Source organism: Salipiger bermudensis, assembly GCF_019801965.1.
Lineage (GTDB): Bacteria > Pseudomonadota > Alphaproteobacteria > Rhodobacterales > Rhodobacteraceae > Salipiger > Salipiger bermudensis_A.
This window is the reverse complement of the sequence record NZ_JAHVIA010000009.1, coordinates 106818-131964: the sequence shown is the minus strand read 5'-3', so window position 1 is coordinate 131964 and position 25147 is coordinate 106818. Positions and strand designations below refer to the sequence as shown.

22 protein-coding genes are annotated in these 25147 nt (G+C 69.0%); 11 read left to right on the top strand and 11 right to left on the bottom strand.

Annotated elements, in window-relative coordinates; genetic code table 11:
- Positions 1-154: 154 nt before the first annotated feature.
- From KUV62_RS19585 to KUV62_RS19560, 6 genes are read left to right on the top strand one after another with little or no spacing between them, the layout of a single operon-like run.
- Positions 155-1126, top strand: coding sequence for an ABC transporter substrate-binding protein (locus KUV62_RS19585; protein ID WP_222605427.1), 972 nt, complete (start codon positions 155-157; stop codon positions 1124-1126).
- Entirely contained in the window at positions 1123-2829 is a 1707-nt protein-coding gene (locus KUV62_RS19580; RefSeq protein ID WP_222605426.1) for an ABC transporter permease, read from the top strand. Before KUV62_RS19585 ends, KUV62_RS19580 begins: the two co-directional genes overlap by 4 nt.
- Entirely contained in the window at positions 2817-3899 is a 1083-nt protein-coding gene (locus tag KUV62_RS19575; RefSeq protein ID WP_222605425.1) for an ABC transporter ATP-binding protein, read from the top strand. Before KUV62_RS19580 ends, KUV62_RS19575 begins: the two co-directional genes overlap by 13 nt.
- Complete coding sequence (locus KUV62_RS19570) at positions 3892-4977, top strand: MBL fold metallo-hydrolase (RefSeq protein ID WP_222605424.1); 1086 nt, start codon at positions 3892-3894, stop codon at positions 4975-4977. Before KUV62_RS19575 ends, KUV62_RS19570 begins: the two co-directional genes overlap by 8 nt.
- Positions 4974-5540, top strand: a complete 567-nt coding sequence (locus KUV62_RS19565) for a histidine phosphatase family protein (protein WP_222605423.1) — start codon at positions 4974-4976, stop codon at positions 5538-5540. Before KUV62_RS19570 ends, KUV62_RS19565 begins: the two co-directional genes overlap by 4 nt.
- Positions 5537-5974: an HAD family acid phosphatase gene (locus KUV62_RS19560; protein ID WP_315901604.1), complete on the top strand. Its 438-nt coding sequence runs from the start codon at positions 5537-5539 to the stop codon at positions 5972-5974. Before KUV62_RS19565 ends, KUV62_RS19560 begins: the two co-directional genes overlap by 4 nt.
- Positions 5975-6014: 40 nt before the next feature.
- On the opposite strand, the gene KUV62_RS19555 is transcribed toward KUV62_RS19560, so the two are convergent.
- The 5 genes from KUV62_RS19555 to KUV62_RS19535 form a co-directional block, all read right to left on the bottom strand.
- Positions 6015-6380 carry a response regulator gene (locus KUV62_RS19555; RefSeq protein WP_222605421.1) on the bottom strand — a complete coding sequence of 122 codons (366 nt, stop codon included), beginning with the start codon at positions 6378-6380 and terminating at the stop codon, positions 6015-6017.
- Between the two features lie 5 nt (positions 6381-6385).
- Positions 6386-8752 (bottom strand): ATP-binding protein, encoded by a 2367-nt coding sequence (locus tag KUV62_RS19550; protein WP_222605420.1) that lies wholly within the window; start codon positions 8750-8752, stop codon positions 6386-6388.
- 193 nt (positions 8753-8945) lie between these two features.
- Positions 8946-9611 (bottom strand): SDR family NAD(P)-dependent oxidoreductase, encoded by a 666-nt coding sequence (locus KUV62_RS19545; protein WP_222605419.1) that lies wholly within the window; start codon positions 9609-9611, stop codon positions 8946-8948.
- A gap of 64 nt (positions 9612-9675) precedes the next feature.
- Complete coding sequence (locus KUV62_RS19540; protein ID WP_222605418.1) at positions 9676-11001, bottom strand: serine hydrolase domain-containing protein; 1326 nt, start codon at positions 10999-11001, stop codon at positions 9676-9678.
- Between the two features lie 270 nt (positions 11002-11271).
- Complete coding sequence (locus tag KUV62_RS19535) at positions 11272-12183, bottom strand: hydrogen peroxide-inducible genes activator (RefSeq protein WP_222605417.1); 912 nt, start codon at positions 12181-12183, stop codon at positions 11272-11274.
- A 97-nt stretch (positions 12184-12280) separates the two neighbouring features.
- Between KUV62_RS19535 and KUV62_RS19530 the strand changes: the two genes are divergently transcribed.
- Positions 12281-13246 carry a sodium-dependent bicarbonate transport family permease gene (locus KUV62_RS19530; protein WP_261395781.1) on the top strand — a complete coding sequence of 322 codons (966 nt, stop codon included), beginning with the start codon at positions 12281-12283 and terminating at the stop codon, positions 13244-13246.
- Positions 13247-13324: 78 nt separating this feature from the next.
- On the opposite strand, the gene KUV62_RS19525 is transcribed toward KUV62_RS19530, so the two are convergent.
- From KUV62_RS19525 to KUV62_RS19500, 6 genes are all read right to left on the bottom strand, one after another.
- Positions 13325-14215, bottom strand: a complete 891-nt coding sequence (locus KUV62_RS19525) for an alpha/beta fold hydrolase (RefSeq protein ID WP_222605416.1) — start codon at positions 14213-14215, stop codon at positions 13325-13327.
- Between the two features lie 114 nt (positions 14216-14329).
- A complete protein-coding gene (locus tag KUV62_RS19520; protein ID WP_222605415.1) occupies positions 14330-15094 on the bottom strand; it encodes a DeoR/GlpR family DNA-binding transcription regulator in 765 nt (254 codons plus the stop codon).
- A 44-nt stretch (positions 15095-15138) separates the two neighbouring features.
- The gene (locus KUV62_RS19515) at positions 15139-16074 is read right to left on the bottom strand and encodes a sugar-binding transcriptional regulator (RefSeq protein WP_222605414.1); all 936 of its coding nucleotides are present in this window, start codon (positions 16072-16074) and stop codon (positions 15139-15141) included.
- A gap of 96 nt (positions 16075-16170) precedes the next feature.
- Positions 16171-17103, bottom strand: a complete 933-nt coding sequence (locus tag KUV62_RS19510) for a sugar phosphate isomerase/epimerase family protein (RefSeq protein ID WP_222605413.1) — start codon at positions 17101-17103, stop codon at positions 16171-16173.
- The gene (locus KUV62_RS19505) at positions 17103-18611 is read right to left on the bottom strand and encodes a glycerol-3-phosphate dehydrogenase (RefSeq protein WP_222605412.1); all 1509 of its coding nucleotides are present in this window, start codon (positions 18609-18611) and stop codon (positions 17103-17105) included. The genes KUV62_RS19510 and KUV62_RS19505 overlap by 1 nt, the downstream gene beginning before the upstream one ends.
- A gap of 1 nt (position 18612) precedes the next feature.
- Positions 18613-20220, bottom strand: a complete 1608-nt coding sequence (locus KUV62_RS19500; RefSeq protein WP_222605411.1) for an FGGY-family carbohydrate kinase — start codon at positions 20218-20220, stop codon at positions 18613-18615.
- 490 nt (positions 20221-20710) lie between these two features.
- On the opposite strand from KUV62_RS19500, the gene KUV62_RS19495 reads away from it, so the two are divergent.
- From KUV62_RS19495 to KUV62_RS19480, 4 genes are all read left to right on the top strand, one after another.
- Positions 20711-21352, top strand: coding sequence for a DUF2291 family protein (locus tag KUV62_RS19495; RefSeq protein ID WP_222605410.1), 642 nt, complete (start codon positions 20711-20713; stop codon positions 21350-21352).
- Positions 21349-22890 (top strand): sugar ABC transporter ATP-binding protein, encoded by a 1542-nt coding sequence (locus KUV62_RS19490; RefSeq protein ID WP_222605409.1) that lies wholly within the window; start codon positions 21349-21351, stop codon positions 22888-22890. The genes KUV62_RS19495 and KUV62_RS19490 overlap by 4 nt, the downstream gene beginning before the upstream one ends.
- Positions 22891-22901: 11 nt before the next feature.
- Positions 22902-23936: an ABC transporter permease gene (locus KUV62_RS19485; protein ID WP_222605408.1), complete on the top strand. Its 1035-nt coding sequence runs from the start codon at positions 22902-22904 to the stop codon at positions 23934-23936.
- A 93-nt stretch (positions 23937-24029) separates the two neighbouring features.
- Positions 24030-24980, top strand: coding sequence for a D-ribose ABC transporter substrate-binding protein (locus KUV62_RS19480; protein ID WP_222605407.1), 951 nt, complete (start codon positions 24030-24032; stop codon positions 24978-24980).
- Positions 24981-25147: the final 167 nt, after the last annotated feature.

Below are 25147 nucleotides of genomic sequence, written 5' to 3'. Positions count from 1 at the left end.
AGCACCAATCGGCGCAAACACCCTTTAATCAGCAAAATCACAAAAGACGGGAAAACCGTCACACCGCTGTCATGCGTCGAGACTAACAGGGCGACAACGAATGGCTCGTGGCCAATCGTTTTCGAACGAAAAGCAAATCCCTCAGGAGTGCTCCATGCTTCGCCCTCTTCTCTCCCTGTCCGTCGCGCTGGCGCTGCCGGTGGCCGCGGGTGCTGAAACCCTCACGCTCTACACCTCGCAGCCCAATGCCGATGCCCAGTCCACCGTGGATGCCTTCATGGCCGCCAATCCCGAAGTGGACGTGGAATGGGTGCGCGACGGCACCACCAACCTGATGGCCCGCCTGCAGACCGAGATCGCTGCCGGCGATCCCCAGCCCGACATCCTGCTGATCGCGGATACCGTGACGCTGGAAGGCCTGGCGCAGGATGGCCATCTCGCCGCCTATCGCTCGCCCGAGGCCGAAGCCTATGACGCCGCGCTCTACAGCGCCGATGGCTACTATTACTCGACCAAGCTGATCACCACCGGCATCGTCTACAACACCGGCGCCGCCGAGGTCCCGACCTCCTGGGCCGATCTCGCCAAGCCCGAGATGGCAGGCATGGTCGCGATGCCGTCGCCGCTCTACTCCGGCGCCGCGCTGATCCACCTCGCGACGCTGACCGGCGACGCGGAGCTGGGCTGGGACTACTACCAGTCGCTCGCGGCGAATGACGCCCGCGCCGAGGGCGGCAACGGCGGCACCTTCAAGGCCGTGGCCGCGGGCGAAAAGCCCTACGGCGTCCTGGTCGATTTCATGGCGCTGCGCGCCAAGGCCGACGGCTCGCCGGTCGATTTCGTCTTCCCCGAGGAAGGCGTCTCCTACGTCACCGAGCCCGTCGCCATCATGAAGAAGGCCGAGGGCAACGCCACGGCGGAGAAATTCGTCGATTTCCTGCTCTCCGAGGACGGTCAGCAGCTGGTTGTCGAGCAGGGCTACATCCCCGCCCGCAACGGCATCGACAGCCCCGAGGGCTTCCCCTCGCGCGACGAAATCACGCTGATGGCCTTCGACCCGGCAAAGGCGCTGGCCGACACTGACGCCAACAAGGACCGCTTCGCCGAGGTCTTCGGCGTCGAATGAGCCTGTCCGACGCGACATACAGCAGCAGCCGGTCGGAAGGCCGGCTGCTGTCCTGGCTGCTGCTGCCGGTGGCGCTGATCGCGCTCGGTCCGGTGGTGCGGCTCTTGCTCGAGGGCGTCGGGTTCGGCAGCGGCCTGACCGGCGCGCATCTCGCCGAGGTGTTGAGCGCCGACAGCACGCACCGGGCGCTGCTGCACTCGCTGGTGACCGCGGCGGGCGGCACCCTCCTGTCGGTGCTGATCGGCGGCAGCTTCGCCTTCCTCGTGGCGCTGACCAACGTGCGGGCGCGCGGCGCCCTGGTGTTCTGCCTGATGGTGCCGATGATGATCCCGCCGCAGATCACCGCGCTGGCCTGGATGCAGGTGACCGGTCCGTCCTCGGTGCTGCTGAAGATGCTGGGGCTCGCGCCACCGCTTGGCAGCCCGCAACCGCTGCACAGCGCCGGTGGCATCATCCTGCTGCTGGGCATCCAGCATGCCTCCATCGTCTTTCTCACCCTGCGGGCCGGGCTGCGCCAGATCCCGGCGGATCTCGTCGAGGCGGCGCGCATGTCCGGGGCGCGCGGCCTGCGGGTCTGGGCGCAGATCGTGATGCCGCTGACCCTGCCCGCGCTCGGCGCCGGTGCGGCGATGGCCTTCGTCACGGCGCTCGGCAATTTCGGGATCCCCGCGATGCTGGGCATTCCCGCACGCTATTCCACCCTGCCGACCCTGATCTACCAGCGCCTCGTGGGCTTCGGGCCCTCGGTGCTGTCGGAGGTCGCGGTGCTGGCGCTGCTGATCGGCACCGTGGCCATCGCCGGTGTGCTGCTGGCGCGCTGGCTGCTGGCGCGCAAATCCTACGGGCTCGTGGGCCTCTCCGGCCAGCCGCTGTCGATCTCCCTCGGCCGCGCGCGGCTGCCGATCGAGATCGCGCTCTGGACCTTCATCGCCGCGATCCTCGCGCTGCCCCTGATGGCGCTGCTCTTCACCTCGCTGATCCCGGCCTACGGCGTGCCGCTGACATGGGCCAACATGACCCTCGAGGCCTGGACCGAGGCGCTGCTGCGGCAGCCGATGACCCGGCGCGCCTATGTCAATTCCCTCGGGCTGGCCCTCGGCGCCTCCGCGATCCTGATGGCGGTCTGCCTGCCGCTGGCCTGGCTGATCGCACGTCGCCCGAGCCGCGCCACCCGCGCCATCGATGCGCTGGTGGATCTTCCCTACGCCCTGCCGGGGGTGGTGCTGTCCATCGCCTGCATCCTCGCCTTTCTCGATCTGCCATTCACCGACCTGACCCTCTACGGCACGATCTGGATCATCCTGCTCGCCTACCTGGCGCGCTTCCTCGTGGTGATGCTGCGTCCGGTGCAGGCCTCCGTCGGCCAGCTCGACCCGTCGATGGAAGAAGCGGCCAGCGCGGCGGGGGCGCGGCTTGGCCGACGCCTGCGCACCATCGTTCTGCCGCTTGCCGCACCGGCGGCGGCGGCCGGCGCGATCCTGGTGTTTCTGACCGCGGTGAACGAACTCACCGTCTCGGCCCTGCTCTGGGCGTCGGGGACGGAGACGCTGGGCGTGGTCATCTTCAATCTCGAAGACAGCGGTGAGACGGTCATGGCATCGGCCCTGGCGATGTCGATCGTGCTGCTGATCGTTTGCCTCATGGCGGGGGTGCAGCTGCTGGCCCGCCGCCTGCCGAAAGGAGTGGTGCCGTGGCAGAGCTGATCTATTCCGGTCTGACGAAACAGTTCGACGGCGCCGCCCGACCGGCGCTCGACGGGATCGACGCCCGGATCGAGAGCGGCGAGTTCGTGGCCCTTCTCGGGCCCTCCGGCTGCGGCAAGACCACGCTGCTGCGCCTGACCGCCGGGTTCGAGGAACCCACCCACGGCGAGATCCGCATGGGAGCGACGCAGGTCGCCGGGCCGGGGCGCTTCGTCCCGCCCGAGGACCGCGGCGTCGGCATCGTCTTCCAGAGCTATGCCCTCTGGCCGCACATGACCGTGGCGGGCAACGTGTCCTACCCGCTGGAGGTGCGCGGTCTGCCGCGGGCAGAGCGTGCCCGGCGGGTCGACGAGGCGCTGGCGCTGACCGGGCTGACCGAGTTCGCCGACCGCGCCCCAGCGCAGCTGTCGGGCGGCCAGCGCCAGCGCGTGGCCCTCGCCCGCTGCCTGGTGGCCGAGCCGCGCGCGGTGCTGCTCGACGAGCCGCTGGCCAATCTCGACCTGGCGCTGCGCGCCTCGATGCAGGACAACTTCACCGCCTTCCACCGGCGCACCGGCGCGACGATGCTCTACGTGACCCACGACCAGGGCGAGGCGCTGGCGCTGGCGACCCGCGTGGCGGTGATGGAGGGCGGACGGATCCGCCAGTTCGCCGCGCCGGAAGTGCTGTATTCCGAGCCGGTGGATTGCTTCGTCGCGGGCTTCGTGGGCGACGGCGCGGTGGTCTCCGCCCGCGCCGCCGGTCCGCTCGGCCCCGGCGGCCTCGAGGTCGAGACCATGGGGCTGCGGCTGACGGCGCGCGGCCGCGCCGCCCTGCCGACGCATCTCTGCATCCGCCCCGAGGATGTCCGACTGACCGATGAGGGCGGTCTGCGCGCGCGGGTCCGGGGCTGCACCTATCAGGGCGGGCGGTTCCGTGTGGCGCTGGATACCGGCGGCGAGGATCTCGTGGCCTTCTCGCGCACGCGCCTCAACGTCGGCGCGCAGGTCGGCCTGCGGATCGACCGGCCCTGGGCCTTCCGCGAGCCCGGCATGCCCGCGCTTGCCGTGCAGGAGACCGCCCATGTTTGACGCCAGCCGGACCCGCGCGCCCTGGGTCGAGGTTCTGTCGGGCCTGGGTGAAAAGGGACCGGCCTGCATCCGGGTCTGGACCGGCCGCGAGCTCTGGCTGCTCGACGTCGGCGCCGGCCCCGAGGCCTCCTCGCCGTTCAATCCGGCCTGGCTGGACGGCGCCGACCGGGTTCTGATCACCCATGACCACGTCGACCATATCGGTGGCGCCGGCTTCGCGGTGACCGCCGGTCTGCCGATCCACTGCACCGCCGAGACCGCACGGTCGCTGCCGCCGGGCGCCGCGCTGCACCTGCTACCGCGACAGGGCCGGACCGAGATCGCCGGCACGGCTCTGAGCACCGGGCCCAACGGCCATGCCTGCGGCGGGGTCTGGTTCCACGTCGCGCTCGGGGAGGGCCTGTTCTTTTCCGGCGACTGGTCGGAGGAGTCGGACTGGTTCGCCTATGCGCCGCCGCCCGAGGCCACGGTGGCGCTGATCGACTGTTCCTATCATCTCGACGATGTCCCGCAGGCGGTGCGCCGGGCCCGCCTCGACGCCGCGCTCGACGCGAGCCCGCATCGCCAGCATCTCTTCCCGGTGCCGCCCTCCGGCCGAGCCGGAGAGCTGGCGCTGCACCTGCTGCCGCGCGGGGATGTCTCACTCGATGATACCTGCAGCGCGGCCCTGCGGCAGATGCTGGAGAGCGGCAGCGTGGCGCCGGGCGCCGAGGCCCTGTGGCCGCTGATCGAGGCACCCTTCGACCCCAGCGCGCGCCACCTGATCTGCGACACCCCCAATGCCGATGCGGGCGCCGCCTGGGCCATCGTGCAGGACTGGCGCGACAGCGGGCGGCTGGCGCGGGACGCGACGGTGATCTTCACCGGCCACATGACCGCCCATGCCCGCGCCATCATGGGCCATGGCGGCCAGTTCCTGCGCTGGAACGTGCATCCCCCGCTGCGCGACCAGATCGCGATGATCCGCCGCCTCGGCGCGGCGCGGTTCGCGCCGCTGTTCTGCGACCGCCCGGAAGACTACCTGCTCGAGACCCGGTTCGGCGCCGCCCTGATGCTCAACGAGAGGCTGTTCCTGTGAGCGCCCTGCCGCAACGCGCCTTCCTGCTGATCCGCCACGGCCAGACCGACGCCAACCGCGATGGCCTGATCGCGGGCCGGACCGAGGCCGAGCTGACCGATGCCGGCCGCGCCGGGGCCCGCGCGCTCGCACCCTGGAACTGGCCGCGCATCGCGCTCTACGTCTCGCCGCAGAGCCGGGCGCGTGAGACCGCGGCGCTGGCCTTCCCAGAGCTGCCGGCAACGGTGATCGAGGGCTTGCGCGAGCGCGACTGGGGCCTCTTCGAGGGTCGCCCCGTCAGCGACTTGCCTCCGCGCGAGGCGACCCCGGAAGCCGGCGAAGGCTGGGCCGATTTTCTCATGAGGGTCCAGCAGGCGCTCACCGAGGGCATCGCGGCCGCGCCCGCGAGCTGCCTGCCGGTCTTCGTCGCCCATTCCGGGGTGATCCGGGCCACCCGCAGCTTGACCGGCGGCACGCCGCTCGGCCCCTCGGCCCGCAACACCACCCCCATTCTCTACAGCCCCGACCCCGCGGGCTGGACCGAAACAGACCTGACAGGAGCGACACTTCCTTGGATTGCGTGATCTTCGACATCGACGGCACCCTGGCCGAATTCGACAGCGAGCGGCTGGGGCACCTTGTGCATGGCACCGAAAAGCACTGGGACGCCTTCCACGACGAGATGGCCGCCGCCGCCGTCATCGCGCCGGTGGCCCGGCTGCTCTCCCGCCTGCAGGCGCAGGGCGAGGCCATCGTCCTGTGCTCCGGCCGTCCCGAGGGCTGGCGTCACCGGACTCGCGACTGGCTCGACAAGGCCGGCATCGCCCACGACGCGCTCTACCTGCGCCGACCGGAAGAGGACAGCCATCCCGACCCGGAGGTCAAGCGCACCGCGCTCGACCGCATCCGCGCCGACGGCTACAGCCCGTGGCTGGTCGTGGACGACCGGCGCTCCGTGGTCGATTTCTGGCGCGCGGCCGGGCTCACCTGCCTGCAATGCGCCCCCGGCGAGTTCTGAGGCAGCGGCCCCTGCCCTCGCTCCGCATGATGCCGGGCCGCTAGGCCAGGAAGGCCTCGATATCCTCGGCCAGCGTCAGCGGGTCGAACGGCTTCGGGATCACGCCAAGCGCGCCCAGCTCCATGAGCTCCGCCACCTGGTGGGTCTGGGTGCGCGCCGTCACGAAGACGATCGGGATATCGGCCAGGGCCGGATCGTTGCGCGCCGCGCCGAAGGTCGAGATGCCGTCCATTCCGGGCATCATCACGTCGAGCATCATCAGATCGGGCTGGAAACTGCGCGCCAGCTCGAGCCCGGCCTGACCCGAGGCCGCGGTCCGGACCTCGAAGCTCTCCTCGAGCTCGAGCGCCATCTCGGCGATCTCGCGAATGTCGTTCTCGTCGTCGACGTAGAGAATTTTCGGCATCGTGCTTACCTTGCTGCGCCCTTCGAGGCGAGAAGCGCGTGGATCGCGGAGACGACATCGTTCTCCGCCGACCTGGTCTTGGTCATCACCGCGCAGACCTTGTCCCGCACCGAGGTCTCGACCTCGGCGGCAGAATACACCAGCACGGGCGTCGTGTCGTCGATCTCCGACAGCAGCGCCGTGCCCTCGCCATCCGGCAGCGCCAGATCGAGAATGACCGCGTCGAAGCGCTCGCTGCGCAGCTCCTCGCGCGCCGTGGCAAGGCTGTGCGCCCGGCGCACGTCGATCTCGTCGCCAAGCCCGGTGGCCACGACCTCGAGCACCCCCCTGTCATCCTCCACATGCAGGATACGGGGCCGCGCGGCCAGCCCGTCGTCGGGCGCCGCCTCGCGCAGACCGGCCTCGATCTGGGCCGGATCGATCGGTTTCGCAATCAGCTCGACCGCCGGCAGCATCGCTTCTGGGAAGGCGCGCTCCGCCCGGCCGCCATCGGCGGAGATCACGAATGTCTTGCGATGCGCGCGTTCGACGAGGCCTTGCAGCTCGCCCAGCCGGTGATCCGCCACCCGGTCGAGATCGATGGCCAGCGCCGCGTGGGCTTCAGACTCGAGCATCGCCGCAAGGCGCTCGAAGCTGGAGGCATGATCGAAGCCGTAGCCGGCGGCCGCCAGCTGCTCGACAATGACGAAGACGTCCTCCGGACCGAGCCCGTAGGACAGCAGCCGTGGCCGCCCGTCGATCTCTTCCCCGAGCCGCTGCGGCTCCGCCATGCCGGCGAGCGGCAGGGTCACTGTGAAGGTCGCGCCCTTGCCGGGCTGGGTCTCGACGCTGATCGAGCCCCCCATCTTCTCCACCAGCGCCTTGCTGATGCTGAGCCCGAGCCCGGTGCCGCCCTCGCGCCGGGTGTTCGAGCTGTCAAACTGCTCGAACTTGCCGAACAGTCGGCCCTGGAATTCCTCCGCGATGCCCGGACCCTGATCGATGACTGAGATCTTCGCCGTGCCCTCGGCCGGATCGGCAGACATCCAGAGCTGCACGAAGCCCTCGCGCGGCGAGAACTTGATGGCGTTGGAGAACAGGTTGCTGACCACCTGGTGCAGCCTGTCCACATCGACCTCGACCCGCGCCCCGGGCGCGTCGTCGACCACGATGACCTTCACCAGCCGGTCCGGGAGATAGGCCCGCGCGGTCTCGAGCGCCGGGTCGAGCGCCGCGCGCAGCGATTGCTCCTGGAAATCGAAGATCATCTTGCCCGACTCGATCTTCTCCATGTCGAGGATGTCGTTGATCAGGTGAACCAGCCGTTCGCTGTTGTTGTGCGCGATGCCGATCAGCTTTGACGCCTTGCTCGAGAACTCCCCCGCCTTGCCCCCGGCCAGGAGCCCGAGCGAGCCCCGGATCGAGGTCAGCGGCGTGCGCAATTCGTGGCTCACGGTCGACAGGAAGGCACTCTTCGCGGCGCTCGCCTCCTCCGACAGCGCCTTGGCCTGCCGCAGCCGCTCCTCGAGCCGCTTCTGCTCGGCCAGGTAGGCCGAGAACACCAGCGAGATGAACACGCAGGTGCCGAGGAAAAGCTGCAGGATGATCATCTGCTCCGACAGCGGCGCATCCACCAGCAGGATCGGCCCGGTCCGGCTGACCGTGGCGGCGATCGCGATGACGGTGATCGTCAGGTTGGCGATCACCGTTCCCGCCATGCCCGACCGCACCACCACGAGCAGCAGCGGCGGCACCGCCAGGAACAGCAGCGGCAGCCGGTCCTGCCAGAAGATCGCCGACACCGCGATCGCATTCATCAGCAGCAGCGTCAGCACGTCGGGCCGCCCCAGCGACGCAAACTCGAAGCGGCTGTTCTTGTAGCCCAGCCCCATCGCGAAAAGCGGCACGAAGACCAGCAGCCCCAGCGCATCCGCGGCGTACCAGTTTTCCAGCACCTGCCAGAACGGAGCCCCGACGAACTGGTGCAGGAAGGCCGAAGCCACCAGCGCCGAGGCGAAGGGCGCGATGCCCCCCGCGACAATGACGAACAGCGCCAGATCCCGCAGGACGGTGAAATCGATATTGGGCCGGAAGCGCAGCAGCAGCGCGGTCACCAGGCCGATCTCGATGGTGTTGCAGGCCGACAGCACGAGGGCGATCGGCAGCGGATCCCCGGCGACGAGATTGGCGCAGATATTGCCCAGGTAGGCGGCGGCAATCACGTAGACCGAGCTGTCGCGCGCGCGCACCAGGATGAGCGAGAGGATGGCGGCGTTTGCCACCCAGATCGAGGCGATCCTGCCACCCTCCCGCGTCAGCCAGATCCCCCCGGCGGCCAGAACGAACATCGCGATAGCTGCGACGACGAGGATAACGAGACCGGGTCTGCGCAAATCCGTGATTCCTTCTTCTTCCCGGCAACTTTGACGAGATTTTTTCTTTCAAAAACAGACAATTTTGACGAGATCGTGGCACTCGAAGCGTCTTTGTCGGGGCTGTGGCAGCGCAACCATAGCCGTCCGGGCACGGGCCGGGCCCGCCGGGATCACGGCGCCAAGCTTTCGCGCGCACGCGGCCAAGGCGCTCTCACCAGGGGATTTCTGCACCGGAATAATCGAAGAACCCGCCGGTCTTGCCGGCGTCGAGCGCGGCGATGACCTCGAAGAGCCGCCGCGCCGCGGTTTCTGCGCTCACCGTCGGATGGCGGTCCTGGTAGCCCTCGGTGAAGCGGGTCTCCACGGTGCCGGGATGCAGGCAGACGCAGCAGAGCTGCGGGTATTTCCGCGCCAGCTCGATCGCGGCGCTGTGCACGAGCTGGTTCACCCCCGCCTTCGCCGCGCGGTAGCCATACCAACCGCCCAGCCCGTTGTCGCCGATCGAGCCGACCCGCGCCGACAGCACCGCGACCACCGCGGGCCGATCCCGCGGCAGCAAGCGGCGGGCGTGTTTCAGCACCAGCAGCGGCCCGATCGCGTTGACCCGGTACTGGTCGAGCAGCGCCGTCTCCGAGATCATGTCGAGGGATTTCTCCGGCACCGCGCCGTCGATGCGCAGCGCCCCGGTCGCGACGAAGATCAGATCGAACGTCCCCTCGAGCGCGCCGAGCGCCTCGGCGACGCTGGCCTCATTGGTGATGTCGAGCCCGTGTTGCGAGCGCGACAGCCCCACCGCCTCGATCCCCTCCAAGTCGAGCCGGTCGAGCATCGCCCGGCCGATGCCGCCGGAGGCCCCGATCACCAGCGCCCGTTTCATGCCGGCACCGCCCCGGCCGCCGCGCTCGACCCGCACCGCGGTACGGCAGGCTCCGCGACGCCCCTCATTGCGCGCGGAACAGCTCGTTGACGATGGCGCGGGAATAGGCCGTCATCGGGTGGATGTTCTGCCAGGTGGTCGAGAACCAGACCACCACCGTGTCGGTCTCGGGCGAGACGTAGAGCCCCTGCCCCAGCAGACCCGACTTGTAGAGGTCGCCATCCTCGAAGACCGCGTCCCACTGGTAGGAGCCGCCGATCGGCGCATCCTCCTCGCCAAAATAGGAGACCATCTTCCGCCCGAACTCGCTGTCGAGATAGATCGACGGCTCCGCCGCCGCCTGCACCGCGTCGAAATAGCCTTCCGAGACGACGCGCTCTTCGGCCACGGTCTGCCAGCTCGGCGCAAACAGCAGGCCGTAGCGCGCGAAATCCATCAGGCTGCCGGCGAAGATGCCACCGCCGAGAACCTCGCCCCGCGGCGACAGCGCCACCAGGCCGTCGCCCTCCATGCCGGCCTTGGTCCAGATGCGGTCGCTCACCACCCAGTTCCACGGCTTGCCGGTGACCTCCTCGATGATGAAGATCAGCGTCTCGGTATTGAAGGTGGAATAGCCGTAGACGGTATCCGGCGGGTCCGAGGCCGGGATGTCGACCATGATCTCCTTCAGGCTCGGGCCCGCCGGCACGCCACGCTCGGAGAGGGCGGCGGCAAAGGCCCAGGAGACCGGGTGGTCGGGATCGGTCCGGTTGGCCTGGTTTTCCTCGTAGTCGATGCCGGTGCGCATGTGCAGAACGTCTTCGACGAGGATCTCGCCGATCGGCGACCCGGCGGTGAAATCGAGATAGTCCGAGACCTTGGCCTGCAGATCGATCAGCCCTTCCTCGGCAAGCTGGTGGGTCAGCAGCCCCGAGATCGTCTTGGCCGAGGACGACCACAGGTGGCGCATGTCGCTCGGCATCCCGGGATAGCTCTCGTAGACCACCTTGCCCTCGTGGATCACCGCGAGCGCCTGCACCCGCGACCGCGGATCGGCCATCAGCGCCCCGAGCGGCATCTCGCCCAGTTCGGAGCTCGCGACGATGTCCTCGACCCCTTCCATCGGCGCCCGCTCGAGCGGCGCGATCGGACCGCCGCGCGGCACGACACCCGTCGGCACCACCTCAGAGAGGTTGAGAAAGGCAAAGGCGGTGCGGTCATTGCCGGTGAAGATGTCGGAGGCCTGGTAGCTCTGCCTGAACGCCTCGGCCTGTTCCGCGCTGAATCCCGACTGCCATTCCGAAACCGGGGTGAGATCGTCGGGGATCGTATAGGCCTCCTGAGCCGAAAGCGCGGCCCCGGTAAGGGCGGCGATGCCGGCGGCGGCAAGGAAGGGAAAGAGCTGTTTCATGCGATCATCCTCTGAAGCCGTCTCAGAATGCGCGGACCAAGCCTTGGCGAATTGGCCTTCGCTCGGCGGGTAACCTGATCCAATCCAGAGTTGTGGGCAAGGCTCATCGCGCCCCGCGTCGGGTTACGTAACGAGAGCCCCCGCGCACGGCACCTGCCGTCGCCCGCCCCTGCGACCAGACGCGGCAAAGCGCCGTCTCGCAGCGCAGGCCCTGCCCCACCGTCGCTCACTCGGAGCAGCACCACAGCGAGACGAGAGACCGGTCCGCCCTCACCCCTCGCGCACGTCGAGCTCGAGCCCCTGCGCCGCCCCGCGCAGGATCGCCGCGAGCTCTCCGGCGAGCCGGTCGGAGCGGTCCGCGGGCACCAGCAGGCTGATGGTCCGGTCGGCATCTGGCATCGCCAGCGGCATCACCCGCACCTCGCTACGGTGGACACCCTGACGGCGCGCGAAGAGGTCGGGCAGGATGCCGATGCCGGCGCCGGTCGCCGCCATCAAGACGATGGAATCGAGGCTTGTGCCTTCGTAATCATCCGAGACCAGCGCCCCGCTCGCCCCGGCGATGCCGTAGACGATGCGCGCCAGCCGGTGCCCGGTGTCGAGGGTCAGGAGCCGCTGCCCGGCGAGATCCGCCGCCGACAGCGCGTCGCGTTCCGCCAGCGGATGATCCCGCGCCACCGCCACCCAGAGCGGCTCGACGAAAAGCCGGTGCTGGAAGCTGTTGGGGTGGTCTTCCGGGGTCGAGATGATGGCGTCGAAGCGCCCGTTGCGCAGGCCCTCGTCAAGGTTCAGGGTGTTTTCCTCGCGCACGATGACGCGCAGCTCGGGCTGCGCCGCATGCAGCGCCTTCATCGCCTGCGGCAGCAGGTAGGGCCCGATCGAGGGCAAGGCGCCGAGCCTCAGCCGCCCGCCGAAGGGCAGGTCCGACAGCATCGTCGCGCGCAGGGCCGCGACCTCCGACAGGATGCGCCGCGCCCGGGTGACGAATTCCAGCCCGCGCGCCGTGGTCTGCGCCCCGGTCCGGCCGCGCTCGAACAGCCGCACGCCAAGCTCGGCCTCGACCCCGGCCACCTGGTTCGACAGGCTCGGTTGGCTGACGTTGAGCGTCTCCGCCGCGAGGCTGAAGCTGCCAAGCTCGTGGACCGTGACGATATATTCCATCTGCCGCAGGGTCGGGCGCATGCATATCCTCAGGCTATGCAAAGATCATATCATTTGTATTTAAGCTATGGCTGATTTCCGGGCAACAGGCGCAAAACCTGTTGCGGAGACCTCAATCATGCAGATGTTCGATAGCCTGGTGGGCAACCTCATGGTGCCCACCATACTGTTCTTTGTCCTCGGCCTGCTGGCAGCGGTGCTGCGCAGCGACCTGTCGATCCCCGAGGGAGCGGCGAAATTCATGTCGCTCTACCTGTTGCTCGCCATCGGCTTCAAGGGCGGCCACAGCCTGGCCGATAACGGGCTCGACGCCGAGGTCTTCGCCGCGCTTGGCGCCGGGCTGGTGCTGTCTTTCCTGATCCCCTTCCTCGCCTACGGGCTGCTGCGCGCCATGACCCGGCTCAACCCGCTCAACGCCGCCGCCGTCGCGGGGCATTACGGCTCGATCTCGATCGTGACCTTCGTTGCCGCCTCCAGCCTGCTCGAGCTCAGCGGCATCGGCGCCGACGGCTACATGGTCGCGGTGGCCGCCGCGATGGAGGTCCCGGCGATCCTCTCGGCGCTGTGGATCGCGCATCGCTTCGGGCGCGAGGGCGCGACCGGCAGCGTGCCGATGCGCGAACTCTTCGCCAACGGTTCCATCGTGCTGCTGGCCGGCGCCTTCGTGATCGGCGCCCTGACCCAGGACAAGGGCATGGAGATGATCGCCCCCTTCGTGGTCACGCCCTTCACCGGCATTCTGTGCCTGTTCCTGCTCGACATGGGGCTCTCGGCCGGGCGCAGCCTGCTGCGCAACCGACACCTGCTGAGCCCCGGCCTGTTCGGCTTCGGCCTGCTCATGCCGGTCATCGGCGCGGTGCTGGCGCTCGGGCTCGGAGCGGCGATCGGCCTGCAGACCGGCAGCCTCTTCCTGCTGATGGTGCTGGCCGCCTCGGCCTCCTACATCGCGGTGCCGGCGGCAATGAAGATCGCGTTGCCGCAGGCCGAGGCCGGGATCTACCTCACCCTGTCGCTCGGCGTGACCTTCCCGTTCAACGTCACCATCGGCCTGCCGCTCTACCTCTGGCTCGCCGGGCTGGTGTGATCGGGCACCGCCGCCGGCGGCGGCTTGCGCGCGCGGATCGGTTCGGTCGCCCGGATCGGCGCGCGCGGCCCGCGTGTCTCAGCGGCAGCCGTGGCGGTCGAGAAACGCCAGCATCGCCTCGGCGATCGCCTGCGCCGCCGCCGGGTCGAGATGGGCATGGTGATCGCCGGCGACCTCGGCCGCCTCGTATTGCGCCACCAGCGCCCCGGCCCGCCGCGCCAGCTCTGCCACCATCGGGCGCCTGCCCTTGATGCCGTCATCCGCCCAGACGTTCAGCACCGGGCAGCGGAGCGCGCGCAGCACCTCCTCCACGTCCGCCAGCTTCAGCTTCACCGCCGACCGCGCGAAGAGCCGCGCGTCGCCGCGCATCCGCACGCCCTCCGGATGCGGCTCGAGCGCCCGGCCTGCCAACGCCTCGGAGGTGGCGCGGGAATTGCCCTGCGCCGCCCGCCGTGCGACATACTCCTCCGACGAGGCGAAGAGCCGCGGCGGCCGCGCCTTCTGCTTGCGGGTCTGCTCGATGAAGGCCTGCAGCGTCGTGACGATGGTCTCGTCTGGATCGGGCTCCGGCACCAGCGAATCGAGCGCCACCAGCGCCCGCACCCGGGCGGGCTGGGCGGCGGCGAAGAGCGCCGAGATATTGGCGCCGCGCGAGTGGCCGAGCAGCACGCAATCCTGCCAGCCGAGCCGGTCGAGCAGCTCGGCGATTTGCGGCAGGTCATCCCAGATGTTGTAGGTCGCGTGCGGGGCGCGATGGGCGCTCAGCCCCTGCCCGCTCAGATCAAGCGCCACCACCCGGCAGCCGTCGAGGCGCGGCGCAAGCGCCCGGAAGCTGTCAGCATGGTCCATCCAGCCGTGCAGCGCCAACACCGGCGTACCGTCCTCCGGGCCCCAGGCCAGCCCCGCATAGCGCAGCCCGTCCAGCTCCCAGCTGCAGTCCTGCGCCATGCCGCCCGTGTCATCCGTCATCCGTCCGCCTCCCGCAGCCCTGTCAGCGTGATCGCCCGGAGCCCGCCGCCCGCTCCGGTCCTCGTGCCAGGCGCCGATGATCCCGAAACCCGCATCGCCGCCTGCACCCCCGCGTCAGGCATCGGCGACGAGCAGCGCCGCACCCGCCGATGCGATCTGCTCGCACGTAGTCTCGGCGGGCGCCGCGTCGGTGACCACGGCGGCAAACTCCGAGACATCGGCCAGAACGTGCAGCGCGGTCTGGCCGAAGCGCAGGTGGTTGATCAGCAGCACCGATTGCGCCGCCGCATCCATCATGCCGCGCTTCACCCGGGTGATGTCGTCATCCATGTGATAGACCCGCGCGCCATCCGCCGCCGGGGTCGAGATGAAGGCGAGGTCGGCGCGCAGCTCCGACAGCGCGCGCTCGGTCACCCGGCCGACCCAGGCGTTGTATTTCGGTGAATAGCGCCCGCCGAGCGCAATAACCGTCATCCCGGCCTCGCCCTTCAGCGCCGCCATCACCGCGTCGTTGTTGGTGATTACCGTCAGCGGCCGCTTCTCGATCAGCATCTCGCCCAGCACCGTGGCGGTGGAGCCGTCATTGATCATCACCGTCATCCCCGGCTCGACCCGCTCCAGCGCGGCGCGCGCCATCCGGCTCTTGAGCTCCTGCCCCTGCAGGTGGCGGAAGCGGAAATCGCTCTCGAACTGCGAGCCCGGCTCGATGGTGGCGCCGCCGCGGATCTTGCGCAGCAGCCCCTCGCCCTCGAGATCGTCGAGATCGCGGTGGATGGTCATCTTCGACACGGCGAACTGCTCGGCCAGCTCGTCGAGCTGCACCGCCCCGTTGCGCACCAGCGCATCCAGAATCTGCTGCCTGCGGTCGTCCCGTTTCATGCGCGGCGGTCCCTCGGTCCATGCGTCGCGACGCGTGGATCGCGTCAGTCCAGAAGCGCGCGCGCCGTCCGCTCGTCGGTGATCAGCCCGGTGACGCGGCCCGACCGCAACACCGCCCGGATCGCCTCGACCTTGTCCGGCCCGCCCGCGACCGCAACGATATCCTCTTCGCGCTCGGGATCGTAGCCCACCGCCAAGGTTCTCGCCGACAGCGTGGTTTCCACCACATTGCCCCCGGCGTCGAAGAAATCTCCCAGCATCTCGCCCTGCGCGCCGGCCGCCGCGATGGCGTCGATCTCCGCCGGCTCGATCATCCCCGAGGAGACAAGCTGCGCATCCGCCGTCGCGGTGCCGATGCCGACCACCTTCAGCGTCGCCGCCTGCGCCATGCGGAACACCTCGTCGACGCCGCGCTGCGACAGCAGCACCTCGCGATCCTCGACGGTGTTGGCGAAGAACGGCACCGGCATCACATAGGCCCGCGCGCCGGTCTTTTCCGCCAAACGGTGCATGACGTCATGCGGGTTGGCCGAGAAATTCCGCGTCAGCCCGCCGAGCAGCGACACGAAGTTCAGCCCGCTGGCATCGATGCGCGGCAATTGCCGCGTGATCTCGGCCAGGGTACGGCCGTGGCCGAGCCCGATCACCGAATGCTCGCCGGCCTCGAACTGGCGCTTGAGATAAGCGGCGCCCGCCAGCGCCAGCGCCCTGAGCGGCAGGCCTTCCTCGCCGATATCGGGAGCCACCTCGCAGAGCTTGAGGCCGTAGGCCTCGAAGAGCTGCGCCTCGAGCTCGACGCATTCGACGATATCGCCCTCGATCGAGACCTTCACCCGTCCCTCTGCGACCGCCTTGGCGATCAGCCGATGCGCCTTGACCGAGGGCAGCCCGAGCCGCTTGGCGACCTTGGCCTGCGTGAGCCCGCCCACGTAGTGCATCCAGGCGGCGCGGATCGCGAGGGTTTCGTCGGTGTCGTTCATGGCGCCCTTCGGTCGGGGTCGGCGCGGGCCGACGGCGTGGTTCGGTCTTGATACGGCTGGGGCGCGTCCGGGAAAAGCCCCGGTTGCGCTACCCTGTCAGAGTTTCAGCTCCGCCGCGCCGGTGTCGATATGTGGCGCCCAGAACGCAACGCTCTCGGCGATCTGCGGGATCACCTCGCGGTCGTTGGGCTCGCGCTCCTTGAATGACAGCTCGAGGCAAATCTCGTTGTCCTCGGCCCCGCCCTCGGCAAAGGCCCTCAGCAGCGGTTCGGGCTGGATCTTGCCCTTGGCGTTGAACTCGGCGGTGAAGGGGCGGTGGCCGCCCTTGTCCATCAGGCTCTGCTTGATGTGGATGATCGGCGACACCTTCGGCACCGCACGGGCCCAGGCATAGGGATCATAATCCGCAGGATCGTCGGAGGTGACATCGCCATGGTCGATATCGGCCATCATCCACATCGGGATCGCGAGCCCCGCCGCGCTCAGGCGCCGCTGCAACGCAAGGCATTCGGGGATCGTCTCGCCGAACTCGCGCGCGATGCTCATCGGCTCCCAGAACACGTAGTCCAGCCCCGCCGCCTTGCCGTGCTCAGCCACCTCGGCCCAGCACTCGATGGCGATGTCGATCATCTCCTCGCGCCGCGCCGCATCGTCCTGCTCGCGATAGGTGAGGATGGCAAACTGGGTGCCGACCGAGCTGCCGCCGAGATCGGCGATGATGTCGGCGAAGCTCTTGAACCAGTCGACATAATAGCGCCGCACGTCGCGGTCCGGATGGCCGAAATGGTTGAGACGCCCGTAGGGCCCGGTCATTCCCGAGGTCACCCGCACGCCGGTGCGGTCAAGCGCCGCGCCCATCTCGCGGGTCAGACGCCGGATCACCGGTGCCGGCCAGGACGGGTTGATGAACTCATGCGTCAACTGTAGGTCGCGGACCCTGAGATCGCGCGCCACGCAATCGATCAGGTCGGCCGGCTCGGCGAAGCGGTTCACCAGCGGGTTGGTATTCAGCGAAAGCCGCAGCGCCATCACGCGGCCTCCGCGTGGGCACGGTCGAACCACTCGGTGAAGGCGGCGATCTCCGCTTCGGTCAGATCAAGCCGGTGCTTGGTGCGGCGCCAGAGGATGTCTTCGGCGGTGATCGCCCATTCGTTCTGCACCAGCCAGCTGACCTCGGCCTCGTAGAGATGCGCGCCGAAATGCCGGCCCAGCCCCTCGAGCCCCTCCGCCCCGCCGGCGATGCGCCGGGTCAGGGTGCCGTAGCGGCGGCCGTAATACTCGCGCAGGTCGCGCGGCATCCACGGAAAGTCTGCCTTCAGAGTCTCGCGGAAGGCATCGTAATCGGCGCCGGGCATGTCGCCGCCCGGCAGCGTCGCGCCCTCTGTCCAGTCGCCGCCCATCGTCGGGAAGACATGGGCAATCTCGTGCATGCCACGCTCGGCGAGCTCGCGGAAAGTGGTGATCTTGCCGCCGAAGATGTTCAGGAGCGGCGCACCGCCGGTCTCGTCGAGATCGAACACGTAATCCCGCGTCACCGCCGAGGGGTTGCCCTGTCCGTCATCGAAGAGCGGCCGCACCCCGGAGAAGGTCTCGAGAATGTCCTCGCGGCGCAGCTTCTCCTTGAAGTAGCGGTTCACGCAGCCCAGCAGGTAGTCGATCTCGCCATCATCGATGGCGACATCCTCGGCGCGGCCCTCGTAGGCGATGTCGGTGGTGCCGATCAGCGCCTTGTCGCCCTCGTAGGCGTTGATGAAGATCACCCGCTTGTCGTCGTTCTGCACGAGGTAGCTGTGCGGCCCCTCCCAGAATTTCGGCACGATGATGTGGCTGCCCTTGACCAGCCGCACGTTGCGCGTCGAGTTCGCGCCCGCCACGCGTGTCAGAACGTCGGTCACCCAGGGGCCGGCGGCGTTGACCAGGCACTTGGCGAGGAACTCGCGGGTCTCGCCGGTCAGGCTGTTCTGCGTGGTGATGCGCCAGCGCCCGTCCTCGCGCCGCGCCGAGACGGCGGGCGAGCGGGTCAGCACCAGAGCGCCGCGCTCGGCGGCGTCGAGCGCGTTGAGCGCCACCAGCCGCGCGTCGTCGACCCAGCAGTCGGAATATTCGAAGCCCCGGGTGTAGCGGTCGAGCAGCGGCGCCCCTTCCGGATCGCGCCGCAGGTCGAGCGTCCGGGTGCCCGGCAGCTTGCGCCGCCCGCCGAGGTGGTCGTAGAGAAACAGCCCCAGCCGCACCAGCCAGGCCGGGCGGTCCTGCGGCGAGTGCGGCAGCACGAAGCGCAGCGGCCAGATGATGTGCGGCGCGGCGTTCATCAGCACCTCGCGCTCGATCAGCGCCTCGCGCACCAGCCGGAACTCGTAATATTCCAGGTAGCGCAGCCCGCCATGCACCAGCTTGCCCGAGCGCGACGAGGTGCCCTCGGCCAGATCGCCCTTCTCGCACAGCGCCACGCGAAGGCCGCGCCCGGCGGCGTCTCGGGCAAAGCCCGCCCCGTTGATGCCGCCGCCGATGACGAACATGTCCAGCTCTTCAGGGGTCATCTCACGCTCCTCCCTGCGCCGACTTGGGCGCGTCCTTGGTCTCTGTGGGGGCGGCCAGCGCCGCGCGGTGCTCGGCCAGCCCGTCCCAGACCGGCTCGAGCGCCTCGCGCGCGCCGGCATAGACCGGGTAGAGCGAGGCATAGGTGGCGCTGAGCGCCTGGTCCGGCGCCTCGGCGTCGCCAAGGAGCGGCGTCACCCACTCGGCGACGCAGGCCGTCATGTCGGGATAGGCACCGATCGCCACGGCGGCCATCATCGCGCAGCCCGCAGCACCGGCCTCCTCGCGGGAGGAGACCCGCACCGGCGCACCGACGGAGGCGGCAAGGATGCCGCGCAGCGCCGCCGAACGCGCCGCCCCGCCGGTGAGCCGCAGCTCCTGCGGCAGCTGGCCCATGGCGCCGTAGCAATCGCGCGCCGCCATCCCCAGCCCCTCGCAGACCGCGCGGATCATGTCGGGATAGCGGTGATGCGCCGAGAGTCCCACGAGGCCCGCTCGGGCATTGGCATTGACCATCGGGCCGCGCTCGCCGGCCTCGGAGACATAGGGTTGATAGAGGATCTGACCCGGCTCCGAGCGCGCCAGCCAGCCGTCGATCCGGGCCACGAGGTCGGCGTAATCATGCGGATGTCCGGTCTCGCTCATCAGGTCGGCGGCGACGCGCAGCGCCCAGTCGATGTTGAGCGTGGCGGCCATGTTGGTCTGCACCTGCGTGACCATGCGCGCATCCGGCAGGCAGATGACATAACCGGAGGTGCCGTTCAGCGTCACCGCGTCGTCGCGCATCGCCTGCATGTGGACGCCGGTCGATCCGATGGTCGAACAGGCGGCCCCGGGCGTTCCGGTATGCACGCCCGCCCCGAGCGCCGTCATCACCATGTCGACATAGCCAAGGCTCACCGGCGTGCCCTCGGCCAGCCCGGTGGCGGCGGCGGCCCGCGCGCTCAGCGGATGGGTGGTCTGGCTGCCGTCGACGATTTCAGGCAGCAGGTGGCGGCGCGCGCTCAGCCCCAGCGCCTCGATCACCAGCTCGGAATAGGCGCGGGTGCGGAAATCCCCGAAGGTGAAGCTCGCCTCCGACGGGTCGGTCGCCCGCACCCCGGTGAGGTTGAGATAGAGCCAGTCCTTGCAGTGCAGCGCCACCTCGGCGCGGTCGAGCCGCTCCGGGCAATGGCGCTGCATATGCGCCATCTGCGCCCCCTGCTGGCAGGTGTTGAGCGCGGTGCCGGTGGCGTGGAAGCGCGCCGCGTCACCGGGCTGCGCCGCCAGCGCGCGGGTGGTGGCGGCGGCGCGGGCGTCGAGCCAGAGCCAGGCGTCGCCCACCGGGCGATCCTCGGCCCCAACGAGCCAGGTGCCGTCGCCCTGTCCCGTCACCGCCAGCGCCGCGGTGCGCGCGGCGAGCTGCTCGACCTTGTCGCCAAGCCCGCGCAGCGCCTCGGCGCATTCGGTCCAGGTGCGGTCCATGTCCTGCGTCGCGGCGCCGTCCGGCGTCGCGAGATAGCGGTTGGGCACCGCCGAGGCCGCCAGCTGGCGCCCGCTCAGGGTGAATGCCACCGCCTTGATGACCGAGGTCCCGGCGTCGATGCCGATGATGATGTCGCGTTCAGCCATGCCGCACCGCCTCACGATGCGTCTGACCGGCCGGGCAATGCCGCTGCGCCATGCCGCTCCTCCCTTTCCAGATGCCGCCGGCTCCTCCTGCCGACGCGGCGATTCCACCGGGCAACACCCGGGGAACGCCCTCAACCATACCGGCGCGGCGCATCATGTCGAGTGTAATTTTTTACTTCCATCGTAATTTATTTCATCTAAGGTGAGGACAGCGACGCAAACACCCTCGCCAACCATTCGGAGGAAAAGGCTGGCGAAACAGAGGGTTCAGCGTCGTAGCGGGAGAATCGCCGGATCACCGGGGCTCTCGCGAAACGGGAGGATCACGGCCCAGACCCCGGTCTGGCCACATCGGATCTCATCCGGGCGCCGCTGCCCGGCCTTTGCCCCGCGAAGGCCGCCGGAGAGGCTTTGCCCGGATCTGTCCAGCCCCCTCCCGCAACGGATCAACCGGCCCCGAGAACGGGGCCCGACGGGAGGAGCGACGGGCATGAGTGCCAGCGAGATTTCGATCAAACCGCGTGTCGGACGGCGGGGCCTGATCCTCGGCGCCGTGGCGCTCTGCGTGGTGGCCGCGATGGCGCTCGACACCACCGTCGTGACCATCGGCTCAGAGCAGGACACCCGCGTCGCCGGCTTCTCGCCCGATGCCTACGGCGCCGAGCAGTTCCCCCGCATCCGCGACGACATCAGCGCCCGCGCCGTCGATGCGGCGACGCTGGCCGCTGCCTTGGCCGAGGACAAGGCGGCCGCCGCCGCGCAATACGGCACCGGCGGTGCCATGCCGGTGCTGCCGGTGCGCCTCACCGGCACCGTCGGCGAGGGCAAGGGCGGGATCTACGATGTCGCGGTCGAGGGCGTCGACGGGGTCCGCATCCGGGTCCAGACCGGCCCGGCGATCAACGGCACCGATCTGCGCGACGCCCCGGGCGACATCGCCTTCGGCGAATTCAAGAACCAGATCGAATACCAGGATGCCGGCGCCGGCATCAACCGCGCCATGAAGGCCGCCGTTCTCGAGGGCATCGACACCTCCGCCCTGACCGGCAAGCAGATGACCGTCATCGGCGCCTTCAAGCTGATCAATCCGAAAATGTGGCTGATCACCCCGGTCGAGGTCACGGTGCAATGACCGTGCAGCAGGCCATCCGTCCCGGCGCCACCGGCGAGGTCGTGATGTCGGCCCGCCACGTCGCCAAGCATTACGGCGCGGTGAAGGCGCTCAAGGGCGTCAATTTCGACATCCACCGCGGCCAGGTCACCACGCTCTTCGGCGAGAACGGCGCCGGCAAGTCGACCCTGATGAAGATCCTCTCGGGTATCGTGACACCGACCTCCGGGCAGATCCTGCTCGATGGCCAGCCGGTGACTTTCAGCGGCGCCAATGACGCGCTGGCGCAGGGCATCTCGATCATCCACCAGGAGCTGGCGCTGGCCCCCAATCTCAACGTCCGCGACAACATCTTCATGGGCCGCGAGATCCGCACCGCGCGCGGTGTCGATTTCGCCGAGGAAGAGCGCGTCACCCGCGCCCTGATGGAAGAGCTCGAGGAAGACATCGATCCGCTGACCCCGGTCGAGGAGCTGCGCCTCGGTCAGCAGCAGATCGTCGAGATCGCCCGCGCCCTTCAGGCCCGCTCGCGCATCCTGATCATGGACGAGCCGACCTCGGCGCTCTCGGCCTCCGAGGTCGAGGTGCTGTTCAAGGTGATCAACGACCTGACCGCCAAGGGTGTCAGCATCGTCTACATCTCGCACCATCTCGAGGAGGCGCTCGAGGTGACCGATCACGCGGTGGTGCTGCGCGACGGCGAGATGACCGCCTGGGCACCGCGCGCCGAGATCGATCTCGAGTGGATCGTGCGCAACATGGTCGGCGAGAATTTCGACCTCGGTAGCCCGCCCGAAAGCGAGATGGGGGCCCCTGCCCTCTCGATCGAAGAGCTCTGCGTGCCCGATCCCTCGGGCCACGGGCTGGTGGTCGACCACATGAGCCTTTCCGTCAAGGCCGGCGAGATCGTCTGCATCTACGGGCTGATGGGCGCCGGGCGCACCGAGATGATGGAATGCGCCGCAGGCCGCCTCGCCGCCAGCGGCGGCGCGGTCAGGCTGCACGGGCAGGACGTCTCGCGCCTGTCGATCGCACAGCGCATAGAGGCCGGCCTGGTGCTGGTCCCCGAGGACCGGCAGCGCGACGGGCTGGTGCAGACCATGACCGTCGGCCAGAACCTGTCGCTGGCCTCGATCGGCGCCTTCACCCGCGGGCTCTTCACCTCGCGCAAGGCCGAGCGCGCCGTGATCGAGACCTCGATCCGCGAGGTCACCGTCAAGACCGATGGCGGCGGCGCGATGATCGGCTCGCTCTCGGGCGGCAACCAGCAGAAGGTGGTGATCGGCAAGATGCTCGCCACCCGGCCCGAGGTCATCCTGCTCGACGAGCCGTCGCGCGGCATCGACATCGGCGCCAAGGCCGAGGTCTTCAAGCTTCTGGCCGAGACCGCGAAGCAGCGCGGCCTGGCGGTGGTCTACACCACCTCCGAGGTCGGAGAATGCCTGAGCATCGCCCACCGCATCGTCGTCATGCACCGGGGCCGCATCGCCGCCGAGTTCGACCACACCGCAACCAAGGAACAGATCATGGCCGCCTCTGGCGAAGCCGTGCACCACTGAGGGAGGCCATCATGGCGGACATCACGACTTCCAAGCCGACAACGGGTGGCAGCAGCATGAATATCGGAAAGATCCTTCTCGAAGGCCGCGCCTTCTTCGCCCTCGTGGCGATCATCATCGTGTTCTCGATCCTGTCGCCGGTCTATTTCAGCGTCGGCAACTTCCTGATCATGTCGAGCCACGTGGCGATATTCGGCCTGCTGGCCATCGGCATGCTGCTGGTGATCCTCAACGGCGGCATCGACCTCTCGGTGGGCTCCACGCTGGGGCTTTCGGGGGTGGTCGCAGGCTACCTGATGCAGGGCGTCGAAATCCCGGCCGCCGGCGTCATCCTCTACCCGCCGGTCTGGGCGGTGGTGCTGCTGACCATCTGCCTCGGCGCCTTCGTCGGCGCGATCAACGGCGTGCTCATCGCCTTCTTCAACGTGCCCGCCTTCGTGGCCACGCTCGGCATGCTCTACGTCGCCCGCGGCGTGGCGCTCCTGATGACCAACGGCCTGACCTACAACAACCTCGGCGGCGACGCCGCCTTGGGCAATACCGGCTTCGACTGGCTCGGCTTCAACCGCATCGGCGGCGTGCCCATCGGGGTCATCGTGCTGGCGTTGGTGGCGCTGACCGTGGGCCTCGTGCTGGCCCGCACCGCCTTCGGCCGCTGGCTCTACGCCTCGGGCGGCAACGAGCGCGCCGCCGAGCTCTCCGGCGTGCCGACCCGCAAGGTCAAGGTCTCGGTCTACGTGCTCTCGGGCATCTGCGCCGCCATCGCCGGCCTCGTGCTGAGCTCGCAGCTGACCTCCGCCGGCCCCACTGCCGGGACGACCTACGAGCTCACCGCCATTGCCGCGGTGGTGATCGGCGGTGCCGCCCTCACCGGCGGTCGTGGCAACGTCCGCGGCACCATGCTCGGCGCCTTCGTCATCGGCTTCCTGAGCGACGGTCTCGTGATCATCGGCGTCTCGGCCTACTGGCAGACCGTCTTCACCGGTGCCGTGATCGTGCTCGCCGTGCTGCTCAACAGCCTGCAATACGGCCGCACCGGCCGCTGAGATTTCGCGGATGCGGGGCGAGGAGACCCCGCACCCGAACCCCTCTGCCGGAACCTCCGGCAGTTCCAAAACCCAACGGGAGGACCCCAAACCATGAAACTCACCCGCCGCACAATCCTCGCCACCGTCGCCGCCCTGCCGCTCATGGCACAGGCCGCGATGGCCGACGGCCTGATCTCGATCATCGTCAACGATCCCTCGAACCCCTACTGGTTCACCGAGGGCGAGGTCGCCAAGGCCACCGCCGAGGAGCTGGGCTACGAGGCCAACGTCGCCGCCCACAAGGGCGACACCAACACCGAGAGCAATCTCGTCGACACCGCAATCACCAACCAGGCCAAGGCCATCATCCTCGACCCGGCCAATGCCGACGGCTCGGTCGGCGCGGTGAAGAAGGCGGTCGAGGCCGGCATCCCGGTGTTCATCGTCAACGCCGAGATCAACCAGTCCGGCCTCGCCAAGGCGCAGCTCGTCTCGAACAACGCCCAGGGCGCGGCGCTCGGCGCGATGGCCTGGGTCGAGGCGATCGGCGGCGAGGGCTCCTATGTCGAGCTCTTCGGCGCCCCCTCCGACAACAATGCCCAGACCCGCTCGAACGGCTTCGAGACCGTGCTGAGCCAGTATCCCGACCTCGAGAAGAAGGCGCAGGAAGTCGCCAACTGGGACCGCACCCAGGGCTATTCCAAGATGCAGTCGATGCTGCAGGCCAACCCCGACATCAAGGGCGTGATCTCCGGCAATGACGAGATGGCCCTCGGCGCCATCGCGGCACTCAAGGAAGCCGGCCAGCTCGACGGCATGATCGTCGGCGGCTTCGACGGCTCCCCAGACGCGGTCGACGCGGTCAAGGCCGGCGAGCTGACCTACACCGTGCTGCAGCCGGTGGCGATCTTCGCCGAGGAAGCGGTGCGCCAGGCGGATCACTTCATCAACACCGGCGAGCTCAAGGTCGCCGAGGAGAAGCAGCTCTTCGACTGCCTGCTGATCGACGCCAGCAATGTCGAGAACTACACCGCCGCCTTCACGCTCGAGCAATCCTCCTGATCGACCGTCTGAACGCAGCGACAGGAAGGGGGCCCGCGCGGCCCCCTTTCTCATGCCACTCCCCCGCCCCGGCACGGGCCAGCGGCCCGCGCCGGCCCTTGACATGTACAGGATTCTGACCATATCAATCGAGACCGCAGCGCCCCTGCCCCGACCAGCCCGTCCGG